Below are 25,647 nucleotides of genomic sequence, written 5' to 3' on the forward strand. Positions count from 1 at the left end.
CCGGCCGACCGAACCTTCCTATAGCACCCGCTCCTCCGCCCGCCCGGAGCGTCGGTCGGGCGTGCGGGCGGTCGTTCTGGGCGGCGGCGGTCTGACCGGTCGGTGCGCCGTCCGGGACCTGGCCACGAACGGCGTCTTCGACGCGGTGGTCGCGGCCGACCTCGACATCGGCCTCGCGGAGGCCGCCGCCCGCGCCGCCGGGTCCAAGGCGTCGGCGAGCGCGCTCGACGTTCGGGACCGGCCGGCGCTCGTCGGGCTCCTGCGCGGAGCGGATGTCGTCGTGAACGCCGTCCAGTACGGATTCAACCTCACCGTCATGGAGGCGACGCTCGAGGCGCGGGTGCCGTACCTCGACTTCGGCGGGCTCTTCCACATGACCCGTCGCCAGCTGGCGCTGGACCCCCAGTTCCGGGCCGCGAAACTGCTCGCGATCCCCGGACTCGGACAGGTGCCGGGGATCTCGAACGTCCTCGCGATGGAAGCCACGCGCGACCTCGACCGGGTCGACTCGATCGTCATCCGGGACGGCTGGCGGGACCTCACCGTCGGCGGACCGGAGATCGTCTTCACCTGGTCGCCGAGCACGTTCCTCGACGAGATGGTGTTGCCCGCCGTCATCTTCGAGAACGGAGAGTACCGCGAGTACCCGCCGATGACGGGCGCCGAGGAGTTCGAGTTCGCCGCCCCGGTCGGGACGACCCGCGTCTATCGCACGCTGCACTCCGAACCCGCCACTCTTCCCGAGAGCCTGAAGGAGAAGGGGCTCCGGCACTGCGAGTGGAAGGAGGGCGGGCCGGGCATCGAGGTACTCCGCACGATGGCGCTGCTCGGGCTCGGCTCCGACCGCCCGCTGGACGTGCGGGGCCAGTCCGTGCTACCGAAGGAGTTCACGCTCGCGCTGCTGAAGCGCGAGAAGCTGCTCGGCATCCCCGAGGGCGTCGACGCGGTCGACTGGGAGGTCTGCGACATCGAGCTCCGCGGCGCGCAGGGCGGGCGCCCCGTCGTGCGCCACGCGATCGCGCGGTTCCCGGCCCGGCGCGACTGGCATCTGGTCGCGACCGAGTACGCCGTCGGGGTCGCGGGCGCGGTCGGCGCGGAGCTGATCGCGACCGGTCAGATCCGCGAGGTCGGGGTCGTGCCGCCCGAGCGCTGCGTGCCCGCCGGACCGTTCCGGGCGGCCCTCGCGAAGCGAGGCATCGAGACCACCATCGTCCCGCCCGAAAACCCTCTGCCGCCGCTCCGAAAGGAGTGAAGACGCCGACAAAACGGCGGAATTTCGCCGTTTCGGTTATTTTGAGCGGAGCCAATTGATGTATTTGCAGCCTAACGAGCCCGAAACATTACACAGCGTTTGATGCATACTTTGCGTTGCGACCCGTATAACGGGTTCTCGCGTTGAGCCAATTATATATAGGCCACTCGGGGTCCGAAACCGCTCGCGATGCGTGCTCTATGGCGGAACCGCAACCCGCCCCGGTACCGACCTCCCCCGTGCGGGGAACCGACGTTCTGACGCGGGAACCGCGATCGGAACGTCTGCCGGCGGGCGCGCTCAAGGCCGCGGACTCCGACGTGCAGCCGGCGCCGACGCCCGCGGTCGAAGAGACCGGCAAGAAGGTCCCCGTCGAGGCGCCGTCCGCGGAAACCAAGGAGGCGCCGGCGGCGGCCCCGGCCGCGACCCCCGAGCCGGAGGCGCTCCCCATCCCGATCGCCCGCCTCGTCCCGAAGCTGAAGAAGAGCGCGAAGCTGTTCGAGGAGGGCAAGAAGTACATTCCGAACGCGTCGAGCTCGCTGATCCGGGTCGCCTCGTACGACCCGTGCCCCCCGTTCATCGCGGCCGGGAAGGGCGCGCGGATCTGGGACGAGGACGGGAACGAGTACCTCGACTTCAACCTCGGCTACGGCTGCCTCATCAACGGCCACGCGCCGAAGGAGCAGGTCAAGGCGATCCAGGACCGGGCGGAGCTCGGCGTCCACTTCGCCGCGCCGACGGCGCTCGAGATCGAGGTCGCGAAGCTGTTCCGGAAGATGGTCCCGAACGCGGAGCGCGTCGCCTTCTGCTCGAACGGCTCGGACGCGACCCAGAACGCGATCCGGATCGCGCGGGCCGTCACGGGCAAGGACGCCATCCTGAAGTTCGAGGGCCACTACCACGGCCAGCACGACTACGCGCTGATCAGCGCCGAGGCGCCGCCGATCGTCGCGGGGCTCGACGAGTACCCGCGACCCCTGCCGAACTCCGCCGGGATCCCGCCGGGCGTCACGGACTACGTGATGGTGGCGCAGTACAACTCGATCACCTCGTTCGAGCGGATGGTCAAGCGCTACCGGGACCGGCTCGCCTGCGTGATCCTCGAACCGATCATGGCGAACGCCGGGGTGATCCCACCGGCGCCGGACTATCTCAAGCGGGTCGTCGAGATCGCGCACCAGAACGACCTGCTCGTGATCTTCGACGAGGTGTTCACCGGCTTCCGCGTGGCCCCGGGGGGCGCGCAGCAGCTCTACGGGGTCGAACCGGACATCTCCTGCTGGGCGAAGGCGCTCGGCGGCGGCGTCCCGATCAGCGCCGTGTCGGGCAAGGCCGAGTACATGGACCTGATCGCCCCCGGGCGGATCAGCTTCGGCGGGACCTACTTCGCGAACAATCTCTCGCTCGCGGGCGCGCTCGCGAACCTGCGCATCCTCTCCCGGGGCGGCGACGAGCTGTACGCACGCTTCGCTCGCCTCACCGACCGCCTGGAAAAGGGGCTCGAAGAGGCGGCCCGCGACGCGAAGGTCAACGTGATCGTCCAGTCGGTGAACGGGATGCTGCAGTTCTTCTTCACCCGCCGCAAGAAGATCGTCAACTACCGCGAGTCGCTGCAGATCGACTGGAACCTCTACCTGCGCCACCACCAGCTGCTGCTCGACAAGGGGATCTACATCCACCCCGACAACTACGAGCGGCTGACCTTCTCGAGCGCGCACACCGAGAAGGACATCGAGCGGTTCGTGGGGGTCGCGACCGAGACGTTCAAGGAGCTGCGAACCCTCCCGCGCGATTACTTGCCGTAACGCGACCGGCGAACGAGGCGGGCAGGTAGTCCCCGGGAAAAGGGCGGATTTCCCCCTCCCACTCATTTCGTCGAGGGACGAGCCCGCTCCGCTCGAGATCGACCCGGCGCTCAGCGCGCCCTTCGGGAGCCCGAAGGGGGTCCGGGCGCTGGTCCTGCTGGCGAACGCCCGGGCCCCCGGACCCCGTATCGGGTCGCCGAGCTCGCTCGAAGGCGTACGCCGAGCTCCGCCGGCTCGCGAGAGCCGGCGTCGTCTCGGAGCGGAGGACCCGGCACGGGGCCCCCGCGGCCGTCGCCGGGGCATTAATAGAGGGAAGTCGATGGCCCGCGAGCGACCGCGCGGGCCCCAGCAACGGTCGCCCGGAGGGGGTGGGAATGGGCCGGAGTCTGAGCGATCTCTTCGTCTTCGTGGGCAAGCGGCTCCTCCAGCTCATCCCGGTCGTCCTGGGCGTCATCGTCCTCACCTTCTTCGTCTCGCACCTCGACTTCACGGCGAGCACGCTCTGCCACGAGTGGTACTTCCACGCGGGCTCCACCACGCTCGAGAACTGCGAGCAGAAGTACGGGCTGCCGCTGACCGACCAGTTCTGGAACTACCTCACGAGCCTCGCGCACGGGAACTGGGGCGCGGCGGTCCTGGGGAGCTCGGTCGGGTCCGAGATCGACCAGCGCCTCCCCGCGACGATCGAGCTCGTGCTCGCCTCGCTGTTCCTGATGGTCGTGATCGGGATCCCGCTCGGGGTGATCGCGGCGCAGTACGCCGGCCGCCTCGGCGACCACCTCGTGCGGATCCTCTACCTGAGCGGCTGGGCGACCCCGACCTACCTCGGCGCGGTGATCGCGGCGATCTTCATCGGTCCGTACTTAGGGCTCCCCACGAGCGGCGAGTACTCGACGGTCTTCGTCCCGTTCCCGCAGTACACCCACATGTCGGTCATCGACGCGATGATCGCGCTCAACCTTCCGTACACGATCGACGCGATCTCGCACCTGATCCTGCCCGCAGCGGTGCTCGCGTTCATCAACATGGGCATCGCGACGCGCATGACGCGCGCCTCGATGCTCGAGGTGCTCCCGCTCGACTACGTGCGCTCGGCCCGCATGAAGGGGCTCGGCGAGTTCTGGGTCCTCTACAAGCACGCGCTCCGTAACGCGCTCATCACGACCACGACCGTCCTCGGCCTCACGGCAGGGGGGCTGCTCGCGGGGACGGTCGTCGTCGAAGAGGTGTTCGACTGGCCCGGGATCGGCCAGTACGCCTACACCGTCATCGGCGGCGGTGGCTCGTCCCCCAACTTCGACGGCGCGATCGCCGTCGTGATCGTCTTCGCGATCGCGGTCGTCGTCGCGAACCTCGCGGCGGACATCCTCTACGGTCTCCTCGACCCGCGGGTGGACTGGAGGTAGGTCGTTGACCGCCCCCTCCCCGGCCCCGACCCCGACGCACCGACGCGAGAGCCAGCTGAGCGTCTTCTGGCGCGTATTGCGGGCGAACCCCCTCTCCCTGATCGGGTTCATCCTAGTCGTGCTCATCGGCGTCACCGCGCTCATCGTCCTGGTCGCGCCGCACCTCCTGGTGCCGTACGGCCCGCTCCAGCAGACGTCGGCGCGCAACGCGGCGCCGTCGTGGGCGCACCCGTTCGGGACCGACAACCTCGGCCGGGACATCTACTCGAACGTGATGCTGGCGCTCCCGCTCGACCTCGGCATCGGCTTCGCGATCGCCGGGAGCGCGCTCCTGATCGGAGGAGTGCTCGGACTGATCGCGGGGTTCTACAACGCGCCGGGGACGCTGCTCGGCTACACCTCGATCGCGGTCCTCCGGGTCACGGACATCTTCCTGTCGTTCCCGAGCCTCATCCTCGCCCTCGCCCTCACCCGCGTGCTGGGCCTCGGCGTGGGACCGAGCGTCCTCGCGATCACGATCACCTGGTGGCCGTTCTATGTGCGCCTCGTCCGCGGCGAGGTGCTCGCCGTCAAGCACCTGCCGTACGTGAGCGCGGCGCGCGCCGCCGGCGTCACGGAGAACCGGATCGTGCTGCGGCACGTGCTGAGGAACGTGCTCGAACCGGTGATCGTGTACTTCACGCTCGACATCGGCACGGTCCTCGTGACCTACTCGACGATCGGCTACATCGGCGTCGCCAGCGTCTACCCCGGCCCGCAGCCGGAGTGGGGAGCGATGCTCGCCTACTACCAGCAGACCGGCTCGGCCAGCATCTACCCGTGGATCGTGCTGGCGCCGGGCGCGGCGATCTTCGTCACCGTGCTCGCCTTCAGCCTGCTCGGCGACGGGCTGCGGGACATCCTCGATCCGCGCACGCGTCGGGCGTTCGTGCGCGGCACGTCCACGCACGATCCGCCGGCGGAGGCGCCGCTCCCGGCCGCCCCGAGCGCGCCCGACGCGCCGCAGGAGACCGAGGTCCCCGCGGCGGTCGCGGCGGCGGAGGCCGGTTCATGACCGACCCCGTTCTCGACATCGAGCATCTCGAGATCACCTACACGGTCGGCGCCGGGACGTTCCGGGCCGTCTCGGACGTCTCGCTGAAGATCTACCCGCGCCAGGTGATCGGCATCGTCGGCGAGACCGGCTGCGGGAAGAGCACGCTCGCCCAGGCGATACCGCGCCTCCTGCCCGAGCCCCCGGCCTCGATCGGCAGCGGCCAGATCGTCTTCCGGGGGACGGACCTCGTGAAGGTGCCCAAGCGCAAGCTCCCCATGGTCCGGGGCACCGGGATCGCGATGATCTTTCAGGAGCCGCTCAACTCGCTCAACCCGGCCTTCCGCGTCTTCGACCAGATCGCCGAGTCGATCCGGATCCGCCACTATCGCGAGATGGGCTGGGTGAAGTCGTTCACGGGCGGCGATCCGCCCTTCGACTACTCGAAGCCGCCGGTAGCGTCGAGCGTCGGCGGCGCGCTCGTCCGCTCGGTCGTGCCCGACGGAGCGCTCGAGGAGGCCGCGCGCGACCGGCTGCGCAACCGCTCGGAGTTCCGCGAGGAGGTGCTGCGCTACCTTCGGCTCGTGCGGATCAACGACCCCGAGACGATCCTCAACCTGTACCCCCACGAGCTCTCCGGCGGGATGCGCCAGCGCATCATGATCGCAATGGCGCTGAGCGAGAAGCCGTCGCTCCTCATCGCCGACGAGCCCACGAGCGCGCTCGACGTGACGATCCAGGCGCAGGTCCTGACGCTGATGAAGGAGCTGATCGACGAGGTCGACGCAGCGATCCTGTTCATCAGCCACGATCTCGGCGTCATCGCCGAGACCGCCGACGAGGTCGGCGTGATGTACGCGGGCCGGATGGTCGAGTACGGACCCGTCGCCGAGGTGTTCCGCTCGCCGCGGCACCCGTACACGAAGGCGCTCCTGCGCGCGGCGCCGGCCCACTACAAGGCCGACGGGCCGCTGAGCACGATCGCGGGCTCGGTGCCGAACCTCTCGCGGCCGCCGCCGGGCTGCCGCTTCCACCCCCGCTGCGTCCTCGCCCAGGACGTCTGCCGCGGAGATCCCCCGCCCCTCGCGCCCGTGGATGGGGCGAGCGCGGAGGACGGTCGGGGCGTGCACCGGAGCGCCTGCTACTTCTCCGACAAGGTGCCGGGGCTACCGTGAACGAGCCGGCACCCCTTCTGGAGACCGTCGCGCTCGAGAAGCTCTTCCCGATCACCCGGAGCCTGGCGGACACGCTGAACCGGCGCCCGACGCGCTCGATTCACGCCGTCGACGGCGTCTCGATCACCGTTCGCGCGGGCGAGACCCTCGGGCTCATCGGCGAGTCGGGCTCCGGCAAGACGACCCTCGGCTGGGTCGTGGCCCGGCTGCACGAGCCGACCGGCGGCTCGATCCTGTTCGATGGCGAGGACGTTACGCACCTGCAGGGTCGCGCGCTGCGCGCCTGGCGCCGGAACGTCCAGATCGTCTTCCAGGACCCCGTCGGCTCGCTCGACCCGCGCCTGAGGGTCTGGCAGATCGTCGGCGAGCCGATCCGCGCCCAGCAGGGCCTGCGCGGGATGGCGGTCCGCGAGCACGTCCGGGCGCTCCTCCCGACGGTCGGCCTGCCGCCGGACTGCCTCGACCAGTACCCCCACGAGTTCTCCGGAGGCGGACGCCAGCGCCTCTCGCTCGCCCGGGCGCTGAGCGTCCAGCCGCGGCTGATCGTGCTCGACGAGCCGACGAGCGCCCTCGACGTCGCCGTCCAGGCGCAGATCCTCAACCGTCTGGTCGAGCTCCAGCGCGAGCGGCAGCTCGCCTACCTCCTGATCACCCACAACGTCGCCGCCGTGCGGTTCGTCGCCGACCGGGTGGCGGTGATGTACCTCGGCCAGATCGTCGAGTACGCCGCGGCCCGCGAGCTCCTCGAGCACCCGGTCCACCCGTACACCAAGGCGCTGCTGGCCGCGGTGCCGGTGCCCGACGCGAGCCGGCGCCGCACCCGCTACCGGATCGGCGGCGACATCCCCTCGCTCATCGATCCGAAGCCGGGATGCCGCTTCGCCCCGCGCTGCCCCTTCGTGATCGATCGGTGCCGCGTGGAGAGTCCCCCGCTCGTCCCGTTCGAGGGGACCGGCCGGCTCGTCGCCTGCCACCGGGCGGCGGAGGTCCGCGACATTGCGCCCGAGACCCTCCTCGCCACCGTCGCCGCCAACGCGGGCGCCCCGCCGGCCGGCACGGCGATGGTGGGCGCGACCGCGGCGCCCGCCTAGCTCAGCTCAGCCACTGCGTGTTGAAGCCGATCGAGAACGGCTCGGCGCTCGCCATCGGGTTCTCGACGAAGCCGTGGAGGTTCGAGGCATAGACGGCGAACGCGGTCGGGACGCACAGCCAGATCTCGGTGTAGCTGTCGTAGATCGCCTGGGTCATCGTCGAGTAGTACGTCGCGAGGGTCGCGTTGTCCGTCGCGTTCGAGTCGGGCGCCGCGGCCGCGGTGTAGACGAGCTGGTCGAGGCTGGCGTTGTAGGTGGACAGCATGAGGCTGTTGAAGCCGGCCATGCACATGTTCGCGCTCCCCGAGCTCACGAAGTCGTTCTGCGTCCAGTCGTCCGGCGAGATGTAGTCGGACGTGTAGAACTCCTGGCCCATGTAGAACGGCCCGCCGTTGAGGGTCGTGTTCGAGGCGCAGTCGCCGGCGCTGTAGCCCTGCTCGGCGATGAGCCCGTCCAGGTTGACCGGCACCGGGTCGATCGTGATGTTGATCGCCGCGAGCTCGGTCTGGAGCAGCGAGGCCGTATCCGACCAGTCGGAGCCGCTGTTGAGGTACATGTACTTGATCGAGTCCCCGCGGCAGGCGCCGTTCGCGCACGGCGAGTCCTTCATCTCCTGGTAGGCGAGGGAGAGGTCGTACGGGTACGGCGCCAGGTTCGACGGGTTGTAGTACGGGTACGACGGCGGGACCGGGCCGACCCACTGGCTCGCGTAGCCCCCGAACGCCTCCTGGATGATCGCCGAGTAGTCGATCGCGTGGGCGATTGCCTCGCGCACGGACAGGTTGTTGAACGGCGCGACGGTCTGGTTGAGGTAGATCCACCACGAGCCGCTCGTGGCGCCGTAGATGGTGTCGAGGGGTTGGACCACGACGTTCGAGTGGCCCTGCAGCTGCTGGATCGTCGACGGCCCGATGTACGCGAACGAGGCGCCCTGGACGTGACCGCTGATCAGGTCGGAGGTGGTGATGTCGATCGTGTCCTGGAAGATGATCTCGACCGAGGTGTTGGCCGGCGCGAGGTTGATGTTCCACGGCGCGGCCGCCCACGCTGACGCCCCCCAGTACTTCGGGTTCGGCTGGAGGATGTAGCCACCGCCACCGGACGGGTTGTAGTCGAGGAGCAGGTACGGGCCCGTGCCCAGGGTGTTCTGGGAGGCGTAGGCGTTGACGTTGCCGATCGAGACCCCGCCGTTCGCGTCGATCCAGCTCGGGTCGACCGCGTAGGAGTTCGGTGCGGAGATCGACGCGAGCAGGTAGGTGTAGTTGCTCGCGAGGTAACCGTAGCCGAGATTGAGGGCGATCGAGTACGGGTTGATGACCTGGAACGACTGGTTGGGCAGCTCCATCATCGCCATCTCGCTCGCGCTCGGATCGAGGAAGTTCCACGAGTTGAGGTCGCCGACCAGCGTCGCGTTCGCCGCCTGGATCGTGGCGTTCTCCGAGTAGTAGCTCAGCGGGTTCGCCGGGTCGAAGTTGGTGGAGAAGAAGTTCTCCTCGAGGATGAACTGCGGGCCCTGTTCGAGCAGCAGGCTGCGGTAGAAGCTGTACCACTGGACGTAGGCGTTGTACGGGTCGCCGTTCGAGAACACGACGCCGTGGCGGAGCTCGAAGGTGTAGGTCGAGATGTTCGCCCCGACCGCCGGGTTGTAGCTGCTCGTCACGGTCCAGTTCGCGGCGAGGACCCCGGAGAAGCCCGTCACGCTCGAGCCGTTGTAGTTGACCAGGCCCTGGTAGACCTGCTGTACGGCGGCCCAGCCGGGCGTGGTGAACGTCACGGCCGGATCGAGCGAGTCGGGGATCTCGGCCTGGTCGACGCAGATCCAGCTGGTCTGCTTCGGCCCGCAGTTCGAGGTCGTCGAATGCTGCAGCGCGTAGTAGACGCCGATCCCGGCGACGACGAGCACGACCACGATGGCGATCACGACGATATTCCGGGTCCGCGGGCGCATCCCTACCCTCCCGAGAAGTCTCGGCGGGAACCGCCTCCTCCTTGATAAGGTATGCCGTGCGAGGGACTCGCACGAGAGCGGTGCGCGCCGCCGGCACCGTCTTAGGTCGCTCCGGACTTCGGCGGCCGGGTCGCGGCATGAGCGAGAAGATGCTCATCGGCGGAGAGTGGGTCGAGGCGAACAGCGCGGCGACCGTCGCGGTGACCAACCCGTTCGACGGACGCTCCCTCGCCTCGGTCCCCAAGGGCTCGCGCGAGGATGCGCGTCGCGCGATCGACGCGGCGCGGGAGGCGTTCGACCGCGGTCCGTGGCCCCGGCTTCCGCCGCGGGCCCGGGGAGACGTCTACCTCAAAGCGGCGGCGCTGATCCAGTCGCGAATTGCGACGATCGCCGAGCTCGAGAGCCGGAACCAGGGCAAGACCATCAAGCAGGCCCAGGACGCGGACATCCCGTTCTCGATCGACAACCTCGTCTTCTACGCCGGGGCGGGCCGGACGCTCGACGCGAAGAGCCCCGGGGAGTTCACGGGGGACGGCACGACGATCTTCCGTCGCGAACCGGTCGGGGTCGTCGCATCGATCACGCCGTGGAACTACCCGTTCATGATGGCGGTCTGGAAGATCGGGCCGGCGCTGATCACCGGCAACACGGTCGTCCTCAAGCCCGCGAGCTGGACCCCGCTCTCCACCTTCGAGCTCGCGCGCGCCTTCCAGGAGGCCGGGCTTCCTCCCGGGGCCCTCAACGTGGTCACCGGACCGGGCGATGAGGTCGGCAACGAGCTCGCGCGCAATGCCAAGGTCGATCTCGTCTCGCTCACCGGGGACACCGCGACAGGCAAGAAGATCCTCGAGGCCGCGAGCCCGACGGTGAAGCGCACCCAGCTCGAGCTGGGCGGCAAGGCGCCGTTCGTCGTCTTCGAGGACGCCGACCTCGCCGCCGCCGTGGAGGGGGCGATCGTCGCCGGCTACGTCAACGGCGGGCAGGACTGCACCGCGGCGACGCGCCTGATCGTGCATCGGAAGCTCCGGGCACGCTTCGTCGAGCGCTTGCTCGAGCGCGTCGCGACGATCCGGGTCGGGGACCCGCTCTCCCGCGCCACGGACCTCGGCCCGCTCGTCCACCGGACCCACCAGCAGCACGTCCTCGAGTTCGTCCAGAAGGGCTCGTCGGAGGGCGCGAAGCTGTTGACGGGCGGCACGGACGAGCGAGCGAAGCACCTCGACGGGGCCTTCGTCGCCCCCACGGTGTTCGACGCGGTCGCGCCGGACATGACGATCGCCCAGCGCGAGGTGTTCGGGCCCGTGCTGGACATCCTCGAGTTCGAGACGTTCGACGAGGCGATGTCGATCGCCAACGGCGTCGACTACGGCCTCGCGGGCAGCGTCTGGACGAACGACCTTAGAACGGCGGTGCGGGCGGCGAATGCGCTGCGCTTCGGGGACGTATGGGTCAACGACCACCTGCCGCTCGGCTCCGAGACACCCCATGGCGGGGTGAAGCAGTCCGGCTTCGGCAAGGACCTCGGCGTCGATTCCCTCTACGATTACACCACCGTGAAGAACATCTACATCGACCTCACCGGCCAGGCGCGCAAGGGCTGGCACTACACGACGTATGGCGACCCCGGGTAGCGGGCCGTGATCGCGGGCATTCCGTCCAGCGGGCGCGGCGCCCTCTTCATCGGGGGCACCTGGCAGTCGCCGGGCGGAGGGCGGTACGTCCCGGTCCTGGACCCGTCGACCGGTCGCCCGATCGGCGAGGCGCCCGTCGCCTCGGCCGAAGAGGCCCGCGCCGCGGTCGACGCGGCCGCGGCGTGCGAGGAATCCTGGGGCGCGACGCCGGGCCACGAGCGGGCCCGTCTCCTTCGGGCCCTTGCCGAACGGATCGGCGCCGATCGCGAGACGATGGCCGGCCTGATCGCGCACGAGGTCGGCAAGCCGATCGTCGACGCCCGGGTCGAGGTGGACCGGGCCGTCGGCGTCTACCGCCTCGCGGCCGAGGAGATCCGACAGCTCGTCGGCGAGAGCTATCCGGCGGATGCCTTCGAGCGGCCCGCGGGCAACGAGCACCGCTTCCTCTTCTCGGTCCGGGACCCGATCGGGGTGGTCGTCGCGATCGGACCGTTCAACTTCCCGCTCAACCTGCTCTCGCACAAGCTTGCGCCCGCGCTCGCGGCCGGGAATCCGGTCGTCGCGAAGCCGACGAGCGCGGCTCCGTTCACGGCCCTTCGGCTCGCCGAGCACGTCGCGGCGGCCGGTTTTCCCGCCGGCGTCCTCAACGTGGTCACCGGCCCGGGCGGGACCGTCGGCGAGACGCTGGTCGAGCATCCGCGCACGCGACTCGTGACGTTCACCGGCTCGACCGCCGTCGGTAAGGGGATCGCGGAGCGGGCGGGGCGCCATGCGAAGCGGGTGATCCTGGAGATGGGCGGACTCGACCCGTTCGTGGTCCTCGGCGACGCGCCTCTCGAACCGACGGTCCGGGCCGCCGCGCGCGGCATCTATTCCTACTCCGGCCAGGTCTGCACGGCCTCGAAGCGATTCCTCGTCGCCGAGGGGATCGCGGACCGGTTCGCCGCGGCGCTCGCCGAGGAGGCCCGGCGCTTGAAGGTCGGACCGGCCTGGGAAGAGACGACCGAGGTGGGTCCGCTCGTCGACGTCGCGGCGATCGAGCGCGTGGAGACGCTGGTGCGGGATGCCGAGGACCGCTCCGCCCGCCTGCTCGCCGGTGGACACCGACCGGACGCGCCGAAGGAAGGGAACTTCTACCTTCCCACGGTCCTCGACGCGGTGCCCGAGGACGCCCGGGTCGTCCACGAGGAGCCGTTCGGTCCCGTCGCGCCGATCCTTCGCTTCGAGAGCCTGGACGACGCCGTCCGTATCGCCAATGGCACTCCGTATGGCCTGCAGGCGGCCGTCTACACCCGCGACATCGCGAGGGGCTTCTCGCTCGCCCGCCGGATCCGTGCCGGCGGCGTGCACCTCAACGACCCCACCAACCTGCGCTGGGACGCCCTGCCGTTCGGTGGGATCAAGGAGAGCGGCCTCGGCCGGGAGGGCCTGCGCTTTGCGATGGAGGAGATGACCGAGGTCAAGCTGATCTCGGTCAACTACGGGGCGCCGTAGCGGGCCCGATCGGTCGACGGACCCGGGGCCTCGAACCGGAACGGGCCTCGAGGCGGCCGCGTCGTGAACGCGGCGCCACGGCCAAGGGAGGTCCCATGGCCGCCCTCCTCGGGTCGGTCCCTCCCGGTGCGGAAGCGCCTCCTCGCGTTGGTGTCGGCGGGAACGTCGCGGTCACTTCCCCCGGGTTCCCGGGCGCGGTCCGATGGGGGGCCTCAGGGGCTCTCGGGGTCCGGGAACGTACGGCCGGGCACGGGGGGCAGCAGCGGGGGCGGGGCGCCGGGGGAGCCCGGCAGCTTCGGCTCGCCGATCCCCGGGCGCGGGACGCGGCCGCGCACGGCGGTGCGCGCGCTGGGCGCCTCGTCGAAGCTCTCGAGCGCGTCCTCGAACGCCGCGAGTCCCCGCTCGAGGAGCTCGTCCTCGATCACGAGCGGCGACATGAACCGCAGCACCTGGTCCCAGGCGCCGGCCGTGTGCATGAGCAGCCCGCGCGAGAACAGCGCGGAGCGCATCGCCTTCGCGCGCTCGCCCCAGGCCGCGCGCGAAGCGCGGTCGCGGACGAACTCCACGCCGATCATGAACCCCTTGCCGCGGACGTCCCCGATCATCGGGTGCCGGTCGCCCGCGGCCCGCAGCCGCTCGAGCACTCCCGCGCCGCGATGCCGCGTCCGCTCGATGAGGTCGCCCTCCTGCAGCAGCCCGAGGACCTCGACCCCGGCGGCCAGCGCGAGCGCGTTCGCGCGGAACGTGCCGAGGTGGAACGCACGGGGAAGTTCCTTGACGAGGTCGGAGCGGTAGGCGACCGCAGCGAGCGGGATCCCCCCGCCGATCGACTTCGCGGAGCACAGGAGATCCGGCGTCACGCCCGCGTGCTCGACGGCCCACATCCGGCCGGTGCGTCCGAGGCCGGTCTGGACCTCGTCCGCGATGAGCAGGAGCTGGTGTCGATCGCAGAACTCGCGCAGGGACGGGAGGAAATCGTCCGGTGGCAGCACGTAGCCTCCCTCACCGAGGACCGGCTCGACGAGGACGCTCGAGACCTCGTCGACGCCGGAGTGCGGGTCGTTCACGAGGTGCTCGAGGTAGGCGATGGTGCCCGCCGAACCCTCATCCGCGCCGAGCACCGGACGGTAGGGATCCGGGAAGGGCACCCGGACGACGCGGGCGCCGCCGAAGGCGCTCGTGGCGTGGTAGCGTCGTCCGCTCGTGAGCCCGACCGCGCCCCCGTGCACCCCGTGGTAGGCACCCGAGAAGACGATCGTCCCGTGCTTCCCCTGGGCGAAGTCGGCGAGGCTCACCGCGGTCTCGATGGCGTCGCCGCCGGTGATGCTGAAGAACGTCCGGGACCGGCGGCGCAGGCTGCCGGGCAGGCTGTCGCCGAACGCCTCCAGGAAGCGGATCCGCGCCTCCGTCGGAAGCTCGAGCGTGTGCCAGATCCGCTCGGCCTGGGCGGTGACGGCCCGCTCGACACGCGGATGGCGGTGGCCAAGGTTCAGCACCGAGATGCCCGCGACCCAGTCGATGTAGCGGTTGCCGTCGAAGTCCTCGATCGTCGCGCCCTGCGCGGCGGCCGGGGCCATCGGGAAGTGGTGCGAGTAGCCGACCGCGTCGGTCTCCAGGCGGTCCTGGGCGGCGAGGAGCTTCCGCGACTTCGGCCCGGGCGGGGGCACCACGATCCGTGGCGCGTCCGGAAAGCTGAGCCAGCGGGACGGGTCGGTCACGGGACCCTCGGACTCCAAGCACCGTCCCTACGCATATCAGCCCTCGGGACCACCGCGCCCGACGGGTTAATCGCCCCGCGGTGGTGCCTTCCGTACCGGAACCCGGAGCCGGCCCCATGGTCCGCGTCGACACGCACCTTCACCTGAGCCCGTGGTGGCCGGACCTCGCCCACACCGCCTACCGCGCGGATCTCGACTACACAGTCGGCGGGCTGCTCGCGGAGATGGACCAGAGCGCGATCGACTACGGTCTCGTCATCGAGGCCCGCGAGTCGCCGAGTCCGGCGGAATCGCTGGCCGAGAGCCGAACGATCCTTGCCGCCAGCCAGGGCCGATTGCGTCCGGTGGTCACGGTCGACCCGACGCGGGGCCGGGACGCGATCGGCGAGGCGATCGCGCTGTGGGAGAGCGAACCGAACCTGGCCGGCGTCAAGCTCTATCCCGGGTACCAGCCATTCTACCCGCACGACCCCCTCGTCGAGCCGATCTACGAGTTCGCCCACGCCCGGCGCCTGCCCGTCCTGATCCACCAGGGCGACACCCTCGCCCGCGACGGCCGGATCAAGTTCGCCCGCCCGATCGAGGTGGACGAGGTCGCGGTCCGCTTCCGGGACGTGGAATTCGTGCTCTGCCACCTCGGGAACCCGTGGATCGAGGAGGCGGCCGAGCTCGTCTACAAGAACGAGAACGTCTACGCCGACACCTCCGGTCTCCTGGCACACCCGTCCGCGCCCCTCTTCGATAGGATGCGCGAGCAGTGTCGGGAGCGCATCGCCGGGGCCCTCGTGCAGATCGGGAGCGCCGACCGGTTGCTGTACGGCTCCGACTGGCCGCTCGAGGAGCTGAGCCTGGCGATCGACCTGGTCGCACGTCTGGATGCCCCGGCGGTCGACCGCGCGCGCATCCTCGGCGAGAACGCCCGGCGCCTGTTCCAGCTGCCCGAGGCACCCGCGCACCGCCCGCATTCGCGGTAGGGGCGGCGGTCGTCCGACCGTTCCCTACGAAGGCTACGGGAACTCCGGAGCGCGGTCGGTTATCCTGCCTCGCCGTCGGGGGCGTACAGGGAAGCATCGTGCCGTCGCCGGGCGCATCGCAGGAGGCGGTCGCGGTCCCGCGCGGGGTCCTGATCGGGCGGGCCGACGACGCGGCCCTCCTGCTGCGTCGTCGGTTGGAGCGACCCGCTCGGATCGGCCGGTACGGCTTCGGCTTCATCGGAGGGGTGATCGCGGCCGCCGGGCTGGGTCTATGGTTCACGGACCGAGCGCTCCTCGGCCTTGCCTTCGCCGGGTTCGGGGGGGTGCTGCTCGGCCTCGCGGCCGTCCAGCACGTGCTGGTGCGACGGGACGAGGCCCACTGGCCCGACCAGGCGATCCTGTGGGAGGAGGGGATCGAGCTCGTCCTCCACAACGGGGAGGTTCGCGGCGTCTCCTGGGACGACCCGGACCTCTCCCTCGGGCTGATCGCCCGCCGCGCCCCGCGACCCGCGGCTCGCGAGTACCTGCTCCTCTGGATGGGGGATTCCCACGTGCCGACCGTCGAGCTCTCGGCCGCCGGCTTCACGCTCGTGCGGAAGGCGGCGATCGCCCGTCAGCTGCTCATCAACGAGCGTCGCCGGGGGCGCGAGCCGAACGGCAGCGAGTGGATCGAGATACGGCAGAGCCCGGCGCGTGGGATCCCGGCGGCCACCGGGGCTCGGCGGAGCGACGCCCCATCGAGCTGAGCCGGTCCGTCCCACCGGCCCCCTCTTAAGTCGAGGCTGCGTCCGCGGCGCGGGGAGCCCCCGAGGATGGACGCCGAGGAGATCCAGCGGATCGTCCGGGAGACGAACTACGTCACCTGGCGCCGCCAGGGCGGCTGGAACCCGCTCGTTGTGACCCGGGCCGAGGGCTCCCGATTCTGGGACGCGGCGGGCAAGGAGTACCTCGACTTCTCTTCCCAGCTCATCGCGACGAACCTCGGCCACGCCAACCCCGCGGTCGTGGCCGCGATCGCCGAGCAGGCACGGACCCTCTCCTACGCGGTGCCCGGGTTCGCGACCGAGCCGCGGGCCCGGTTGAGCGCCGCGCTGCGCGAGATCCTCCCCTCCGGGCTCGATCGGTTCTTCTTCAGCACCTCGGGCACCGAGGCGAACGAAGCGGCGCTCAAGATCGCGCGCGTGGCGACCGGCCGGCGCAAGATCCTCGCGCGGTACCGTTCCTACCACGGGTCCACGGCCGCGTCGATCTCGGTGACCGGCGAGTTCCGGCGTCGACCGATCGAGCCGGTGGAAAAGGTCCCGGGGACGGTGTTCGCCCCGGACTGCTACTGCTACCGATGCCCGTTCGGTCTCACCTACCCGGACTGCGACGTGGCCTGCGCGGAGTACGTCGACTACCAGCTCGAGCGGGAGGGCGACGTCGCCGCCATGATCGTCGAGCCCGTCGTCGGGACGAACGGCGTCCTGGTTCCGGTGCCCGAGTACCTGCCGCGGATCCGGGAGATCACGCGGCAGCACGACGTGCTCCTCATCGCGGATGAGGTGATGAGCGGCTGGGGGCGGGTCGGCGAGTGGTTCGCCGTCGACCGCTGGGGCGTGCGCCCGGACCTGATCACGACCGCGAAAGGGATCACGGGGGCGCACATCCCGCTCGGGCTCACGGCGACGACATCGACGGTCCACGATACGTTCCGGGACGCCTACTTCCCGCACGGTCACACCTACGAGGCGCATCCCCTCACCCTCGCGCCGGCGGTCGCCGCGATCGCCGAGTACCGCCGGCTCGGCCTCATCGAGAAGTCGCGGCGCGACGGGGAGTACCTGCTCGAGCGACTCCGCGAGCTCGCGGGCCGGCACCGCTCGGTGGGCGAGGTCCGCGGCCTTGGCCTGTTCGCGGCGGTCGAGCTCGTGCGGAACCGACGCACGCGACAGCCGTTCAACACCGAGGAGGACAAGCTGGCGGGCCGAGCGCTGGTCGCGGACGAGGTGGCGGCGGCGATGATGAAGGAGGGGGTCTACTGCGTCAGCTGGGTCTCCCACCTCATCGTGGCCCCTCCGCTCATCGTCACCCGGCCGGAGCTCGATCACGGTCTCGAGGTGCTCGATCGGGCGCTCGCCCTCGCGGACGCGAAGGCCGACCCCGCCCCCGCGTGACGGAGGCCGGTCGGCCGTGAGGCGTCGCGCGGGCTCGCTCCGCTTCGAGTACCTGGGCTCGCACCTGATCCTGGTGCCCGTCGAGCTGTCGGGCCGCCATCGATCGCGCTTCATCCTCGACACGGGCGTCGGCGTGAACGTGATCGCGCCCGCCCTCGCCGAACGTTCGGGCGCGCGCGCGACCGGCGCCGTGCAGACCGGCCGCCGGATGAGCGGTCAGGAGCTCTCCCTGCCGGTCGTGGAGATCCCGTCGCTCCGCCTGGGCTCCGAGACGCATCCGGAGGTCCCGGCGGGCCTGTTCGATCTCGACCGGTTCCTTCCCCCCGGGGTCGGGGTGGGTGGGATGGTCGGTCTTCCGCTGTTCGAGCAGCGGCCGTTCGTCATCGATCCCGCCGCCCGCGAGCTGCGGCTCGGCGCGCGCCTTCCCGCGAACGCCCCCCGGGCCCCGCTCACCCTGCGGCGCGACCACCTCTCGCTGGACGCATTCCTGGACCTCGAGCTGCCGGGCGGCACGAGCGCGCGCGTGGAGCTCGACACCGGCAGCGACGCGTTGATCCTGCACACGCGCTACATGGATGCCCTCGGGATCCGGCCGGACGACCCTCGGGTCCGGCGCACGGAGGGCCGGGATGAGGTCGGGCACCCGTACGTTCGCTACCGCGCCCGGCTCGACGGCACGGTCCGGCTCCGCGCGGCACCCGAGATCGCGCGGCCCGACCTTGACGTGATCTTCAGCGACGTGATCTACGACGGCCTGGTCGGCCACGCGTTCCTCTCGGCCTTTACGGTCGGTATCGATGTCGCGGCGGCCGAGATCGCCTTCGGACCCGCGCGCTGGGGCGCGACGGATCCGGCCGCTAGAACCAGCGGCTCGTGACGACCTTCTTGCGCGTGTAGAACTCGATCGCGTCGCGGCCGGTGGCATGAAGGTCGCCGTAGAACGAGCCCTTCCATCCGACGAACGGGAAGAACGCGGGGGGCGCCGGCACCCCGAGGTTGACGCCGAGCATCCCGGCCTCGATGCGATGGGTGAACTCGCGCGCCGATCGGCCGTCCCGGGTGAAGATCGCGGCGGCGTTGCCGAACCGCGCCCGGTTCGCGACCTCGATGGCCGCGTCGAGGGAGGGCACCCGGATGACCGAGAGGACCGGCCCGAAGATCTCCTCCTGAGCGATGGACATCTCCGGCGCGACCCGGTCGAACAGGACCGGTGCGACGAAGTAGCCGTCCCCTCCCGCCGGCACGGTGCCCCGTGCGGCGACGACGGCGCCCGAAGCGACCCCCTCGTCGATCCATCGGAGCACCCGTGCCCGGTGGTCCGCGCGGATGACCGGCCCGACCTCGGTCGCGCTCGCGTCGGCGGGGCCGAGGCGCAGCGCCCGCACCGCGTCCGCGAGCCGGGCGACCAGCGGGTCCCCGACCGGCTCGACCGCGACGACCACGCTGCCGGCGAGGCAGCGCTCGCCGGACTGACCGAAGGCGCTCGAGACGATCGCCGGCACGGCCCGCTCGAGGTCGGCGTCCGGCAGCACGAGCAGGTGGTTCTTCGCTCCGGCCAGGGCCTGGACCCGCTTGCCGCTCGCCGTCGCGCTCTCGTAGACGTGGCGCGCCGTCGGCGCGGAACCGACGAACGAGACCGCATCGATTCCGGGGTGCGCGAGCAGCGCGTCGACCGCCGCCGCGTCCCCGTGCACGAGGTTGAAGGTGCCCGACGGGAAGCCCGCCTCGCCGATCAATCGCGCGAGGAACGCCGCGGAGAGCGGCACCCGCTCCGACGGCTTGAGCACGAAGGCGTTGCCGCAGACGAGGGCAAGCGGCGCCATCCACAGCGGGATCATGACGGGGAAGTTGAACGGCGTGATGCCCGCGACGACCCCGAGCGGCTGCCGAAGGAGCGTCGTGTCGACCCCGGGGGTGACGTCCTCGAGGAACGAGCCCTGCATCGTGGTGGGCGCGCTCGCGGCGAACTCCACCGCCTCGATGCCGCGGCGCACCGAGCCCCGCGCCTCGGCGAGCGTCTTGCCGTTCTCGCGGACGATGCTGCGGGCGAGCGCCTCGCTCTCCGACTCGAGCCGCGCGCGCAGCGCGAGGACCCGCCGCGCGCGCTCCGCGACCGGCACCTCCCGCCAGCCCGGGAACGCGCGGCGTGCGGCCGCGACGGCCCGGGCGACCTCGGCCGTGCCCGATCGGGGGACGCGGGCGAGCAGCGCACCGGTGGACGGGTCCGGTACGTCGAGGAGGCCCACCCCCTGCGGTCTCACCCACATCCCGTCGACGTAGTTCTCGAGGACGGAGGCGTCGGCCGGAGCGGCGGGCATCGCAGCCGGGAGAGGGCGCCCCGTCTTGACGCTCACGGGACGGGCCGCCGCCGGCCCGCCTCCACAGGGGTTTTGTAGCGGCACCGGGTCCGAAGCCCAACGGGCCGGCCCCGAGCGCAGGTCGGCATGGGAGAGGGTAGCCTGGACACCCGATTCGAGCCGGTCTTCGCGGAGTACGAACGCCGGACCCCCCGGTCCCGGGAGCTATCGCAGCGGGCGCGCCGCTCGAGTCCCCTCGGCGTGCACTCGAACTACCGGTTCCTCGAGCCGTACCCGTTCTATGTCCATCGCGCGAGCGGGGTCACGCTCTGGGACGCCGACGGCAACGAGTACCTCGACTTCAACATGGGATTTGGCTCGCTGCAGAGCGGGCATGCCCACCCGAAGCTCCTCGACGCGCTGACGCGGCAGCTCCACGACGGATCGATCTACGGCTACGAGTGGGAGCGCACGCCCGAGGTCGCGGAGCGGCTGTGCCGGCGCTACGGGATGGACCGAGTGCGCTTCAGCACCACCGGCCTCGAGGCGACCCACCACGCCGTCCGCTTCGCGCGCGCGTTCACGAAGAAGCGCTTCGTGCTCAAGTTCGAGGGCTGCTACCACGGCTCGCACGACACCCTGCTCGTCGGCGTGAAGCCGCGGCTCCAGGTCGCCGGCCCCCCCGAGCGGCCCCAGTCCGCGCCCGCGTCGCCCGGCCTGCTGCCCGAGCTGACGCAGAGGACGCTCGTCGCCCCGTTCAACGACCTCGAGGCGACCCGAGCGGTCGCGCGCGAGCACGCCGACGACCTCGCCGCGGTGATCGCGGAGCCGATTCCGATGAACATGGGGTTCATCGTGCCCGACGACGGTTTCTTCCCCGGCCTGCGCGAGCTCTGCGACGAGCTCGGCACGCTCCTGATCTACGATGAGATTAAGACCGGCGCCAAATACCCCGGAGGCGCCGCCGCACGCGTCGGCGCCCGGCCGGACCTCCTCACGCTCGGCAAGTCGATCGCCTGCGGCGTCCCGATGTCGGCGATCGCGGCGGGCCCGGGCATCCTGGACGAGGTCGGGCCGCGCAAGGTCGCCCACGCCGGGACGTATAACTCGAACCCGCTCGCCATGGCCGCGTGCCTCGCTTCGCTGGACCACATCCTGACGGACGAGGCGCTCGAGCGATCTTCCGCGCTCAACGCCCGCCTCGCGAAGGGCTACGCCGAGGTGTTCGACGACGCCGGCGTGACCGCGCACGTGAGCGCGGACGGTGTCTCGGGCACGGTCTACTTCTCCGACCACCCCGTCCGCAACTGGCGGGACTTTCTCGCGGTGGACGGGGACCGCTCGATGCTGTACTACTACCTCTGCCTGAATCGCGGGCTGATCCCGTCGGGCACCGGACCCGACGAGCAGTGGACGATATCGGTCCAGCACACCGACGTCGACGTCGAGCGCCACCTCGAGATCCTGGGGACGGTCGCCGAACGCCTCGCGGGGGCGCCGCAGGTCGGCGAGATCGAGGAATCGGTCTGAGCGGACCCCGGCAGCACCCCTCGACCGTTCCCGCGGAATCGTTCGCGCTAGAACGCGAGTCGCCTCAGGACCGGGTGGACGAGAAGCAGCAGGCCGCCCGCGCCGAGACCGGTGCCGGTGAGCGCGATCAGCCACCCGAGCGACACGGTCGTCGAGAGCGAGCCGACTAGCAGCACCGCGACCGTCCCGGCAAAACCGGCGGGCAAGTACACGTTCGCGGTCATGCGGGCGAGCATCTCGGGCGGGAACGTTCCCTGCACCCAGGCGTACTTGGCCGCGTAGCGCACCGCGAGGGTGGCGCCGAGCGCGCCGAGCAGCGCCATGGCGGGCACGATCAGGGCGGTCGGGACGAGCAGGGCCAGCACGCAGGCCGCGGCCGAGAACGTCGCCACGACGAGCACGAGGCCGACGGACCGTCGCGGGTTGAGGTGGCCCGCCGCGATCCCCGCGAGAGCGCCCCCCAGCGCGTAGCCCGTGACGAGCAGGGCGTAGGCCGACGCCGGGTGCGGGAAGCGCTGGTAGGCGATCGCGGTGATCAGCAGCGGCGGGATCGCGGCGAAGAAGGCGACGATCGCGTCGAACGCCGCGAGGGTTCGGACGGCGCGACCCGCGCTCCCGCGGAAGGCGTCCCACCCCTCGCGGAAGGTGGCGAGGATCGAGGTCGCGGGTGGATGCTCGACGGGAAGGCTCAGCGGGATCGCGAAGGCGAACGCGGCGAGGAGCAGGACCACGTACGCCGACGCTCCGCCGTACGGCCCGACGAAGTAGAGCAGGGCCCCGCCGCCTGCGTAGCCGCCCACCGTCGTGCCGGCGGAGACGATGCTCGCCAGGCCCTCGCCCAGGAACAGCTGACGCTTCGGCAGGACGATGCGGGGTCCGACCATGAAGACGGCCCAGACGAAGTCCCACGCGACCGAGAGGACGAAGACGAGCCCGAGAAGGAGCGCGACGGACAGAACCCCTTCCCGCAGGCCGATCGCGAGCGCGCCGGCGGCGATCATCTGGATCGGGAAGGCGATCAGCAGGATCGTGCGCTTGTTGCGGGCGCGATCGACGAGCGGCGCGACGAGGAAGGTCGCGCTGTAGACACCGTACTCGATGAACAGCACGACGCCCGCGACGAGCAGGTTGCCGGTGATCCCGTAGGCGAGGAACAGGACCGCCACTGAGTAGACGGCGTAGCCGGCCCCGGCGAGCGTCCCCGAGGCCGTGAGGAGCAGGAATCGCCGGTTGCGCAGGATCTCCAGCCAGCCCCCCCGGGCGTACTCCACCTCGTCCGATGCCCGGACGTCTCGGGAAGGCACGGGAGGACCCGTCAATCGAGCGCCCTCCCGTTCGGACCGACCCGCTGCGAACCGAGACCGGGAGTCCGCTCGCCGTGCGTCACCGCGACGGCATCGACTCGGGTTTCATGAGTCGAACTGTTAAAAAAAAGTCCAGGCGGGCGGGACCGCCGCGTCGGCGGCGGGGCAGGGGGCGGGCCCGGCCCTGCGACGCGATCTCGGGGGATCACTCGGGTCTAGTTCCCTTCACGAGAATGACCGTCGCCGGTACTCGAACCGCGCCGTTCGAGTAGAGCGGCCGGAGGGCGCGCGCGGCCTCGGCGATCGCCGCGTCGAGCGACGCGGGACTCAACCGGTGAACGATGCCCTGGAAGGGCGGCGCCGGCTTTCGAAGCATCGAAGCCGCGAGCTCTTCGGGGGTGATCTCCCACTCCTGGATCACTCGGTGACGCGTCTCCTCGACGTACCGGAAACCGGCGACGTCGATCGCGGCACGCAGCCCGTGACCGTCTCCGAAGCGGAACGGCTGCAGGGCTTCCGGCGGTGGTGAAGCGAGGCCGGCCTGTCGGGCGGCCGCGCCGACCGTCGAGAGGAACAGCGGCTGGTCCTCGTACACGTCCCAGACCAGCCACGCGATGCGACCTCCGGGCCGGAGCACGCGTTTCGCCTCGGCGAGCGCGCGGTCGAGGTGAGGGAAGAACATCGGGCCGAACCGGGAAGTGACACGATCGAAGCGCCCCGACTCGAAGGGTAGCGCTTCGGCGTCGGCGAGCTGAAAGCTCGCGTTCGCGACCTTCTCCACTTCGGCGAAGCGACGGGCGAGCGTGATCGACGGCTCGGAGATGTCCGCCCCGACGACCGTGCCGCCGGGAGCGACCCGGCGCGCCTCATCGAGGGCGGGGATGCCCTGCCCGCACGCCAGGTCCAGGACCGAGAGCCCCGGCGCGAGTCCGGCCCCGTCGAGCAGCACCGCGGTCATCTGTCGGTGGGCCGGTCGCACCACTCGAGCCCACTCCCGAGCGTCCTCGAAGGAGAGTCCCGCCCCCCACGCCCCGGCCGGGGCTGGCTCGTCTGCGGCCACGCTCGCGCCCATCCTCGCGGCCCATGTCTAGCCTTCGGCTCGAGGCTCGGGGCGGAGGAGGGCCGAGGGTCCGGGAGAGTGCGCTACGCGTTCCGGACGCTACACGGCCCAGGCCCAGGGTATATGCGGGGTCGAAGGATTGGACCTCCCCCACGCCCATGCGGCCCCACCGAGCGAGCGATCGGCCGTTCGTCGCGCCCTGCCTCAGCGCCTTCGTCTCCGCGCTCCGGTCCCAGGATCGGGCGCGGAATAATCCGGCGTAGCAGGCCGCTACCGGCGGGCGGGCCGTTCTCGGCCCGTCCGGGAAAGACCTGCGGTGGAAGGAAACATGAGCGGAGCGGGAGCGCGGGCGGAACGGGACAGCGAGCGAGAGCGACGGACCGCCCGCCTGGGCCTACTGAGCGACGTGGTGTGGAGGACGACCGAGTTCTTCCACGACGAAGGATTCACCCAGCTTTTGCCGGTCATGCTCGGCCGGAGCACCGATCCGCTGGGGCCGGATCCGGGCTCTTCGGTGCTCACGACGGTCGAGTTCGACTACCTCGGCCAGCGATTCTACCTCATGAACTCGATGATCCTGCACAAGCAGGTCGCCGTCCGCGACGTCGGCAAGATCTGGATCCTTTCGCCCAACGTTCGGCTGGAGCGACCGGAGCGCCGGGCCTCGCGGAAACACCTGTTCGAGTTCACCCAGGCCGACTTCGAGATACCGAACTCGACCGCCGCCGACGTCCGGGCCCTCGTCGAGCGGTTCTTCTCGCGGATCGGCGGCGCATTGCGCGAGCATCCCTCGTTCGGGCAGCTCGGAGTCGAACCGCCGGAGTTCCGGCCACCGTGGAAGGTGTACACGACCCACGAGCTCGAGGCGCGGTACGGCGCGGACTGGGAAGAGAGCGCGTCACGGGACCACGATCAGCCGTTCTGGGCGGTCTGCCACCGACGGGAGTTCTATGATCGAGAGGACCCCGGCGAACCCGGTCACTTCCGGAACTACGACCTCGTCTACCCCGGTGGATTCGGCGAGGCACTCTCCGGCGCCGAGCGAGAGTGGGAGCCGGAACGCATTCGATCGCGGATCGCGCGGGACGGGATCCCTCACGCGGCCTTTCGGGCCTACCTCGAGCAGAGCGAGGGTCTGATCTCCTCGGCCGGTGCCGGGTTCGGCATCGAGCGGCTCACCCGGTTCCTCCTCCAGTCCGATCACGTGGGAGATGTCCAGCTCTTCCGGCGGGTCCCCGGCGAGCCGGCGGCGCTCTGACCCTCGATGGGGAAGGGAAGAGCGACAACACCCCTCTCCGTTTTGATTGCACGCTTCGACCGAGCACGCATCCATCGAAGGGAAAGCTCCCCCGGGGAGTCGCCCCCGGGGGAAGGAAGGGGTTTCCGTCCACTCGAGTCGTCGGCCTAGATCGAGTAGATGCTGACCTCACCTGTGTACGAGGCGATCGCGATGTTGTTGTACGGGTCAACGATGAAGTTGATGTACCGGGCGACCTCGCCGCTGGGGGGCTGTAGCGTCACGAACTCGAACGGTCGGGCTCCCGCGTAGCTGTTGGCGACCGTGACCGTGGTCGTCAGACCCGGGGTGCCGAAACCGCCGTTGACAACTCCGCCCGCAATCGAACCGCTCGCGCCGAGCGAAGGCTGGGGCGCAACACCCGCGGTCTCGCCGGGATAGGCGAGGCCGATTCCGCAGGCCGCGGTGGCGACGCCCTCGCAAGTAACGCCCGAGGTCGTCGCGCGAGCCAGGCCGTCAGACGCGTAGCCGATCGC

The 25,647-nt window shown here is 70.7% G+C and carries 20 protein-coding genes; 14 read left to right on the forward strand and 6 right to left on the reverse strand.

Features of this window, described 5'->3' with window-relative positions; genetic code table 11:
- The first annotated feature begins 61 nt into the window (after positions 1–61).
- From VEL82_07590 to VEL82_07615, 6 genes are all read left to right on the forward strand, one after another.
- Positions 62–1,252: a saccharopine dehydrogenase C-terminal domain-containing protein gene (locus VEL82_07590; GenBank protein HXW67717.1), complete on the forward strand. Its 1,191-nt coding sequence runs from the start codon at positions 62–64 to the stop codon at positions 1,250–1,252.
- 239 nt (positions 1,253–1,491) lie between these two features.
- Entirely contained in the window at positions 1,492–3,057 is a 1,566-nt protein-coding gene (locus VEL82_07595; protein ID HXW67718.1) for an aspartate aminotransferase family protein, read from the forward strand.
- Between the two features lie 374 nt (positions 3,058–3,431).
- Entirely contained in the window at positions 3,432–4,463 is a 1,032-nt protein-coding gene (locus VEL82_07600; protein ID HXW67719.1) for an ABC transporter permease, read from the forward strand.
- Positions 4,464–4,467: 4 nt separating this feature from the next.
- Positions 4,468–5,517: an ABC transporter permease gene (locus tag VEL82_07605; protein ID HXW67720.1), complete on the forward strand. Its 1,050-nt coding sequence runs from the start codon at positions 4,468–4,470 to the stop codon at positions 5,515–5,517.
- A complete protein-coding gene (locus VEL82_07610) occupies positions 5,514–6,671 on the forward strand; it encodes an ABC transporter ATP-binding protein (GenBank protein ID HXW67721.1) in 1,158 nt (385 codons plus the stop codon). Before VEL82_07605 ends, VEL82_07610 begins: the two co-directional genes overlap by 4 nt.
- On the forward strand, positions 6,668–7,762 hold the full coding sequence (locus VEL82_07615) for an ABC transporter ATP-binding protein (GenBank protein ID HXW67722.1): 1,095 nt from the start codon (positions 6,668–6,670) through the stop codon (positions 7,760–7,762). Before VEL82_07610 ends, VEL82_07615 begins: the two co-directional genes overlap by 4 nt.
- 1 nt (position 7,763) lies before the next feature.
- Here VEL82_07615 and VEL82_07620 read toward each other — a convergent pair whose 3' ends face one another.
- On the reverse strand, positions 7,764–9,710 hold the full coding sequence (locus VEL82_07620) for an ABC transporter substrate-binding protein (GenBank protein HXW67723.1): 1,947 nt from the start codon (positions 9,708–9,710) through the stop codon (positions 7,764–7,766).
- Positions 9,711–9,847: 137 nt separating this feature from the next.
- Here VEL82_07620 and VEL82_07625 point away from each other — a divergent pair, with 137 nt between their 5' ends.
- The gene (locus VEL82_07625; protein HXW67724.1) at positions 9,848–11,341 is read left to right on the forward strand and encodes an aldehyde dehydrogenase family protein; all 1,494 of its coding nucleotides are present in this window, start codon (positions 9,848–9,850) and stop codon (positions 11,339–11,341) included.
- Positions 11,342–11,347: 6 nt separating this feature from the next.
- Entirely contained in the window at positions 11,348–12,835 is a 1,488-nt protein-coding gene (locus VEL82_07630) for an aldehyde dehydrogenase family protein (protein ID HXW67725.1), read from the forward strand.
- A 212-nt stretch (positions 12,836–13,047) separates the two neighbouring features.
- Here the strand turns inward: VEL82_07630 and VEL82_07635 are convergent, their stop codons facing one another.
- Positions 13,048–14,553, reverse strand: coding sequence for an aspartate aminotransferase family protein (locus VEL82_07635; GenBank protein ID HXW67726.1), 1,506 nt, complete (start codon positions 14,551–14,553; stop codon positions 13,048–13,050).
- A gap of 116 nt (positions 14,554–14,669) precedes the next feature.
- On the opposite strand from VEL82_07635, the gene VEL82_07640 reads away from it, so the two are divergent.
- The 4 genes from VEL82_07640 to VEL82_07655 all read left to right on the forward strand — a co-directional run bounded on the left by VEL82_07640 (position 14,670) and on the right by VEL82_07655 (position 18,560).
- The gene (locus VEL82_07640) at positions 14,670–15,527 is read left to right on the forward strand and encodes an amidohydrolase family protein (GenBank protein HXW67727.1); all 858 of its coding nucleotides are present in this window, start codon (positions 14,670–14,672) and stop codon (positions 15,525–15,527) included.
- Between the two features lie 98 nt (positions 15,528–15,625).
- A complete protein-coding gene (locus VEL82_07645; protein HXW67728.1) occupies positions 15,626–16,273 on the forward strand; it encodes a hypothetical protein in 648 nt (215 codons plus the stop codon).
- A gap of 66 nt (positions 16,274–16,339) precedes the next feature.
- Entirely contained in the window at positions 16,340–17,683 is a 1,344-nt protein-coding gene (locus VEL82_07650) for an aspartate aminotransferase family protein (protein ID HXW67729.1), read from the forward strand.
- Positions 17,684–17,699: 16 nt separating this feature from the next.
- Positions 17,700–18,560 (forward strand): retropepsin-like aspartic protease, encoded by an 861-nt coding sequence (locus VEL82_07655; GenBank protein ID HXW67730.1) that lies wholly within the window; start codon positions 17,700–17,702, stop codon positions 18,558–18,560.
- On the opposite strand, the gene VEL82_07660 is transcribed toward VEL82_07655, so the two are convergent.
- Positions 18,541–20,001, reverse strand: a complete 1,461-nt coding sequence (locus VEL82_07660; GenBank protein HXW67731.1) for a CoA-acylating methylmalonate-semialdehyde dehydrogenase — start codon at positions 19,999–20,001, stop codon at positions 18,541–18,543. The two genes, VEL82_07655 and VEL82_07660, sit on opposite strands and share 20 nt — an antisense overlap.
- A 126-nt stretch (positions 20,002–20,127) precedes the next feature.
- On the opposite strand from VEL82_07660, the gene VEL82_07665 reads away from it, so the two are divergent.
- Positions 20,128–21,510: an aspartate aminotransferase family protein gene (locus tag VEL82_07665; GenBank protein HXW67732.1), complete on the forward strand. Its 1,383-nt coding sequence runs from the start codon at positions 20,128–20,130 to the stop codon at positions 21,508–21,510.
- Positions 21,511–21,557: 47 nt separating this feature from the next.
- Here the strand turns inward: VEL82_07665 and VEL82_07670 are convergent, their stop codons facing one another.
- Positions 21,558–22,781 (reverse strand): hypothetical protein, encoded by a 1,224-nt coding sequence (locus VEL82_07670; GenBank protein ID HXW67733.1) that lies wholly within the window; start codon positions 22,779–22,781, stop codon positions 21,558–21,560.
- A gap of 238 nt (positions 22,782–23,019) precedes the next feature.
- The gene (locus tag VEL82_07675) at positions 23,020–23,874 is read right to left on the reverse strand and encodes a methyltransferase domain-containing protein (protein ID HXW67734.1); all 855 of its coding nucleotides are present in this window, start codon (positions 23,872–23,874) and stop codon (positions 23,020–23,022) included.
- Between the two features lie 328 nt (positions 23,875–24,202).
- Here VEL82_07675 and VEL82_07680 point away from each other — a divergent pair, with 328 nt between their 5' ends.
- Positions 24,203–25,132 (forward strand): asparagine synthetase A, encoded by a 930-nt coding sequence (locus VEL82_07680; GenBank protein HXW67735.1) that lies wholly within the window; start codon positions 24,203–24,205, stop codon positions 25,130–25,132.
- A 146-nt stretch (positions 25,133–25,278) separates the two neighbouring features.
- On the opposite strand, the gene VEL82_07685 is transcribed toward VEL82_07680, so the two are convergent.
- Positions 25,279–25,647: hypothetical protein (locus tag VEL82_07685; GenBank protein ID HXW67736.1), on the reverse strand; the 369-nt coding region annotated here is incomplete at its 5' end.

This window comes from Thermoplasmata archaeon, assembly GCA_035622275.1.
In the GTDB taxonomy this organism is placed as follows: domain Archaea; phylum Thermoplasmatota; class Thermoplasmata; order Lutacidiplasmatales; family UBA184; genus Lutacidiplasma.

Coding starts and splice junctions, on each gene's coding strand:
- VEL82_07600 (HXW67719.1), top strand. CDS start 3,432: ATGGGCCGGAGTCTGAGCGATCTCTTCGTCTTCGTGGGCAAGCGGCTC.
- VEL82_07610 (HXW67721.1), top strand. CDS start 5,514: ATGACCGACCCCGTTCTCGACATCGAGCATCTCGAGATCACCTACACG.
- VEL82_07620 (HXW67723.1), bottom strand. CDS start 9,710: ATGCGCCCGCGGACCCGGAATATCGTCGTGATCGCCATCGTGGTCGTG.
- VEL82_07625 (HXW67724.1), top strand. CDS start 9,848: ATGAGCGAGAAGATGCTCATCGGCGGAGAGTGGGTCGAGGCGAACAGC.
- VEL82_07640 (HXW67727.1), top strand. CDS start 14,670: ATGGTCCGCGTCGACACGCACCTTCACCTGAGCCCGTGGTGGCCGGAC.
- VEL82_07650 (HXW67729.1), top strand. CDS start 16,340: ATGGACGCCGAGGAGATCCAGCGGATCGTCCGGGAGACGAACTACGTC.
- VEL82_07660 (HXW67731.1), bottom strand. CDS start 20,001: ATGCCCGCCGCTCCGGCCGACGCCTCCGTCCTCGAGAACTACGTCGAC.
- VEL82_07665 (HXW67732.1), top strand. CDS start 20,128: ATGGGAGAGGGTAGCCTGGACACCCGATTCGAGCCGGTCTTCGCGGAG.
- VEL82_07680 (HXW67735.1), top strand. CDS start 24,203: ATGAGCGGAGCGGGAGCGCGGGCGGAACGGGACAGCGAGCGAGAGCGA.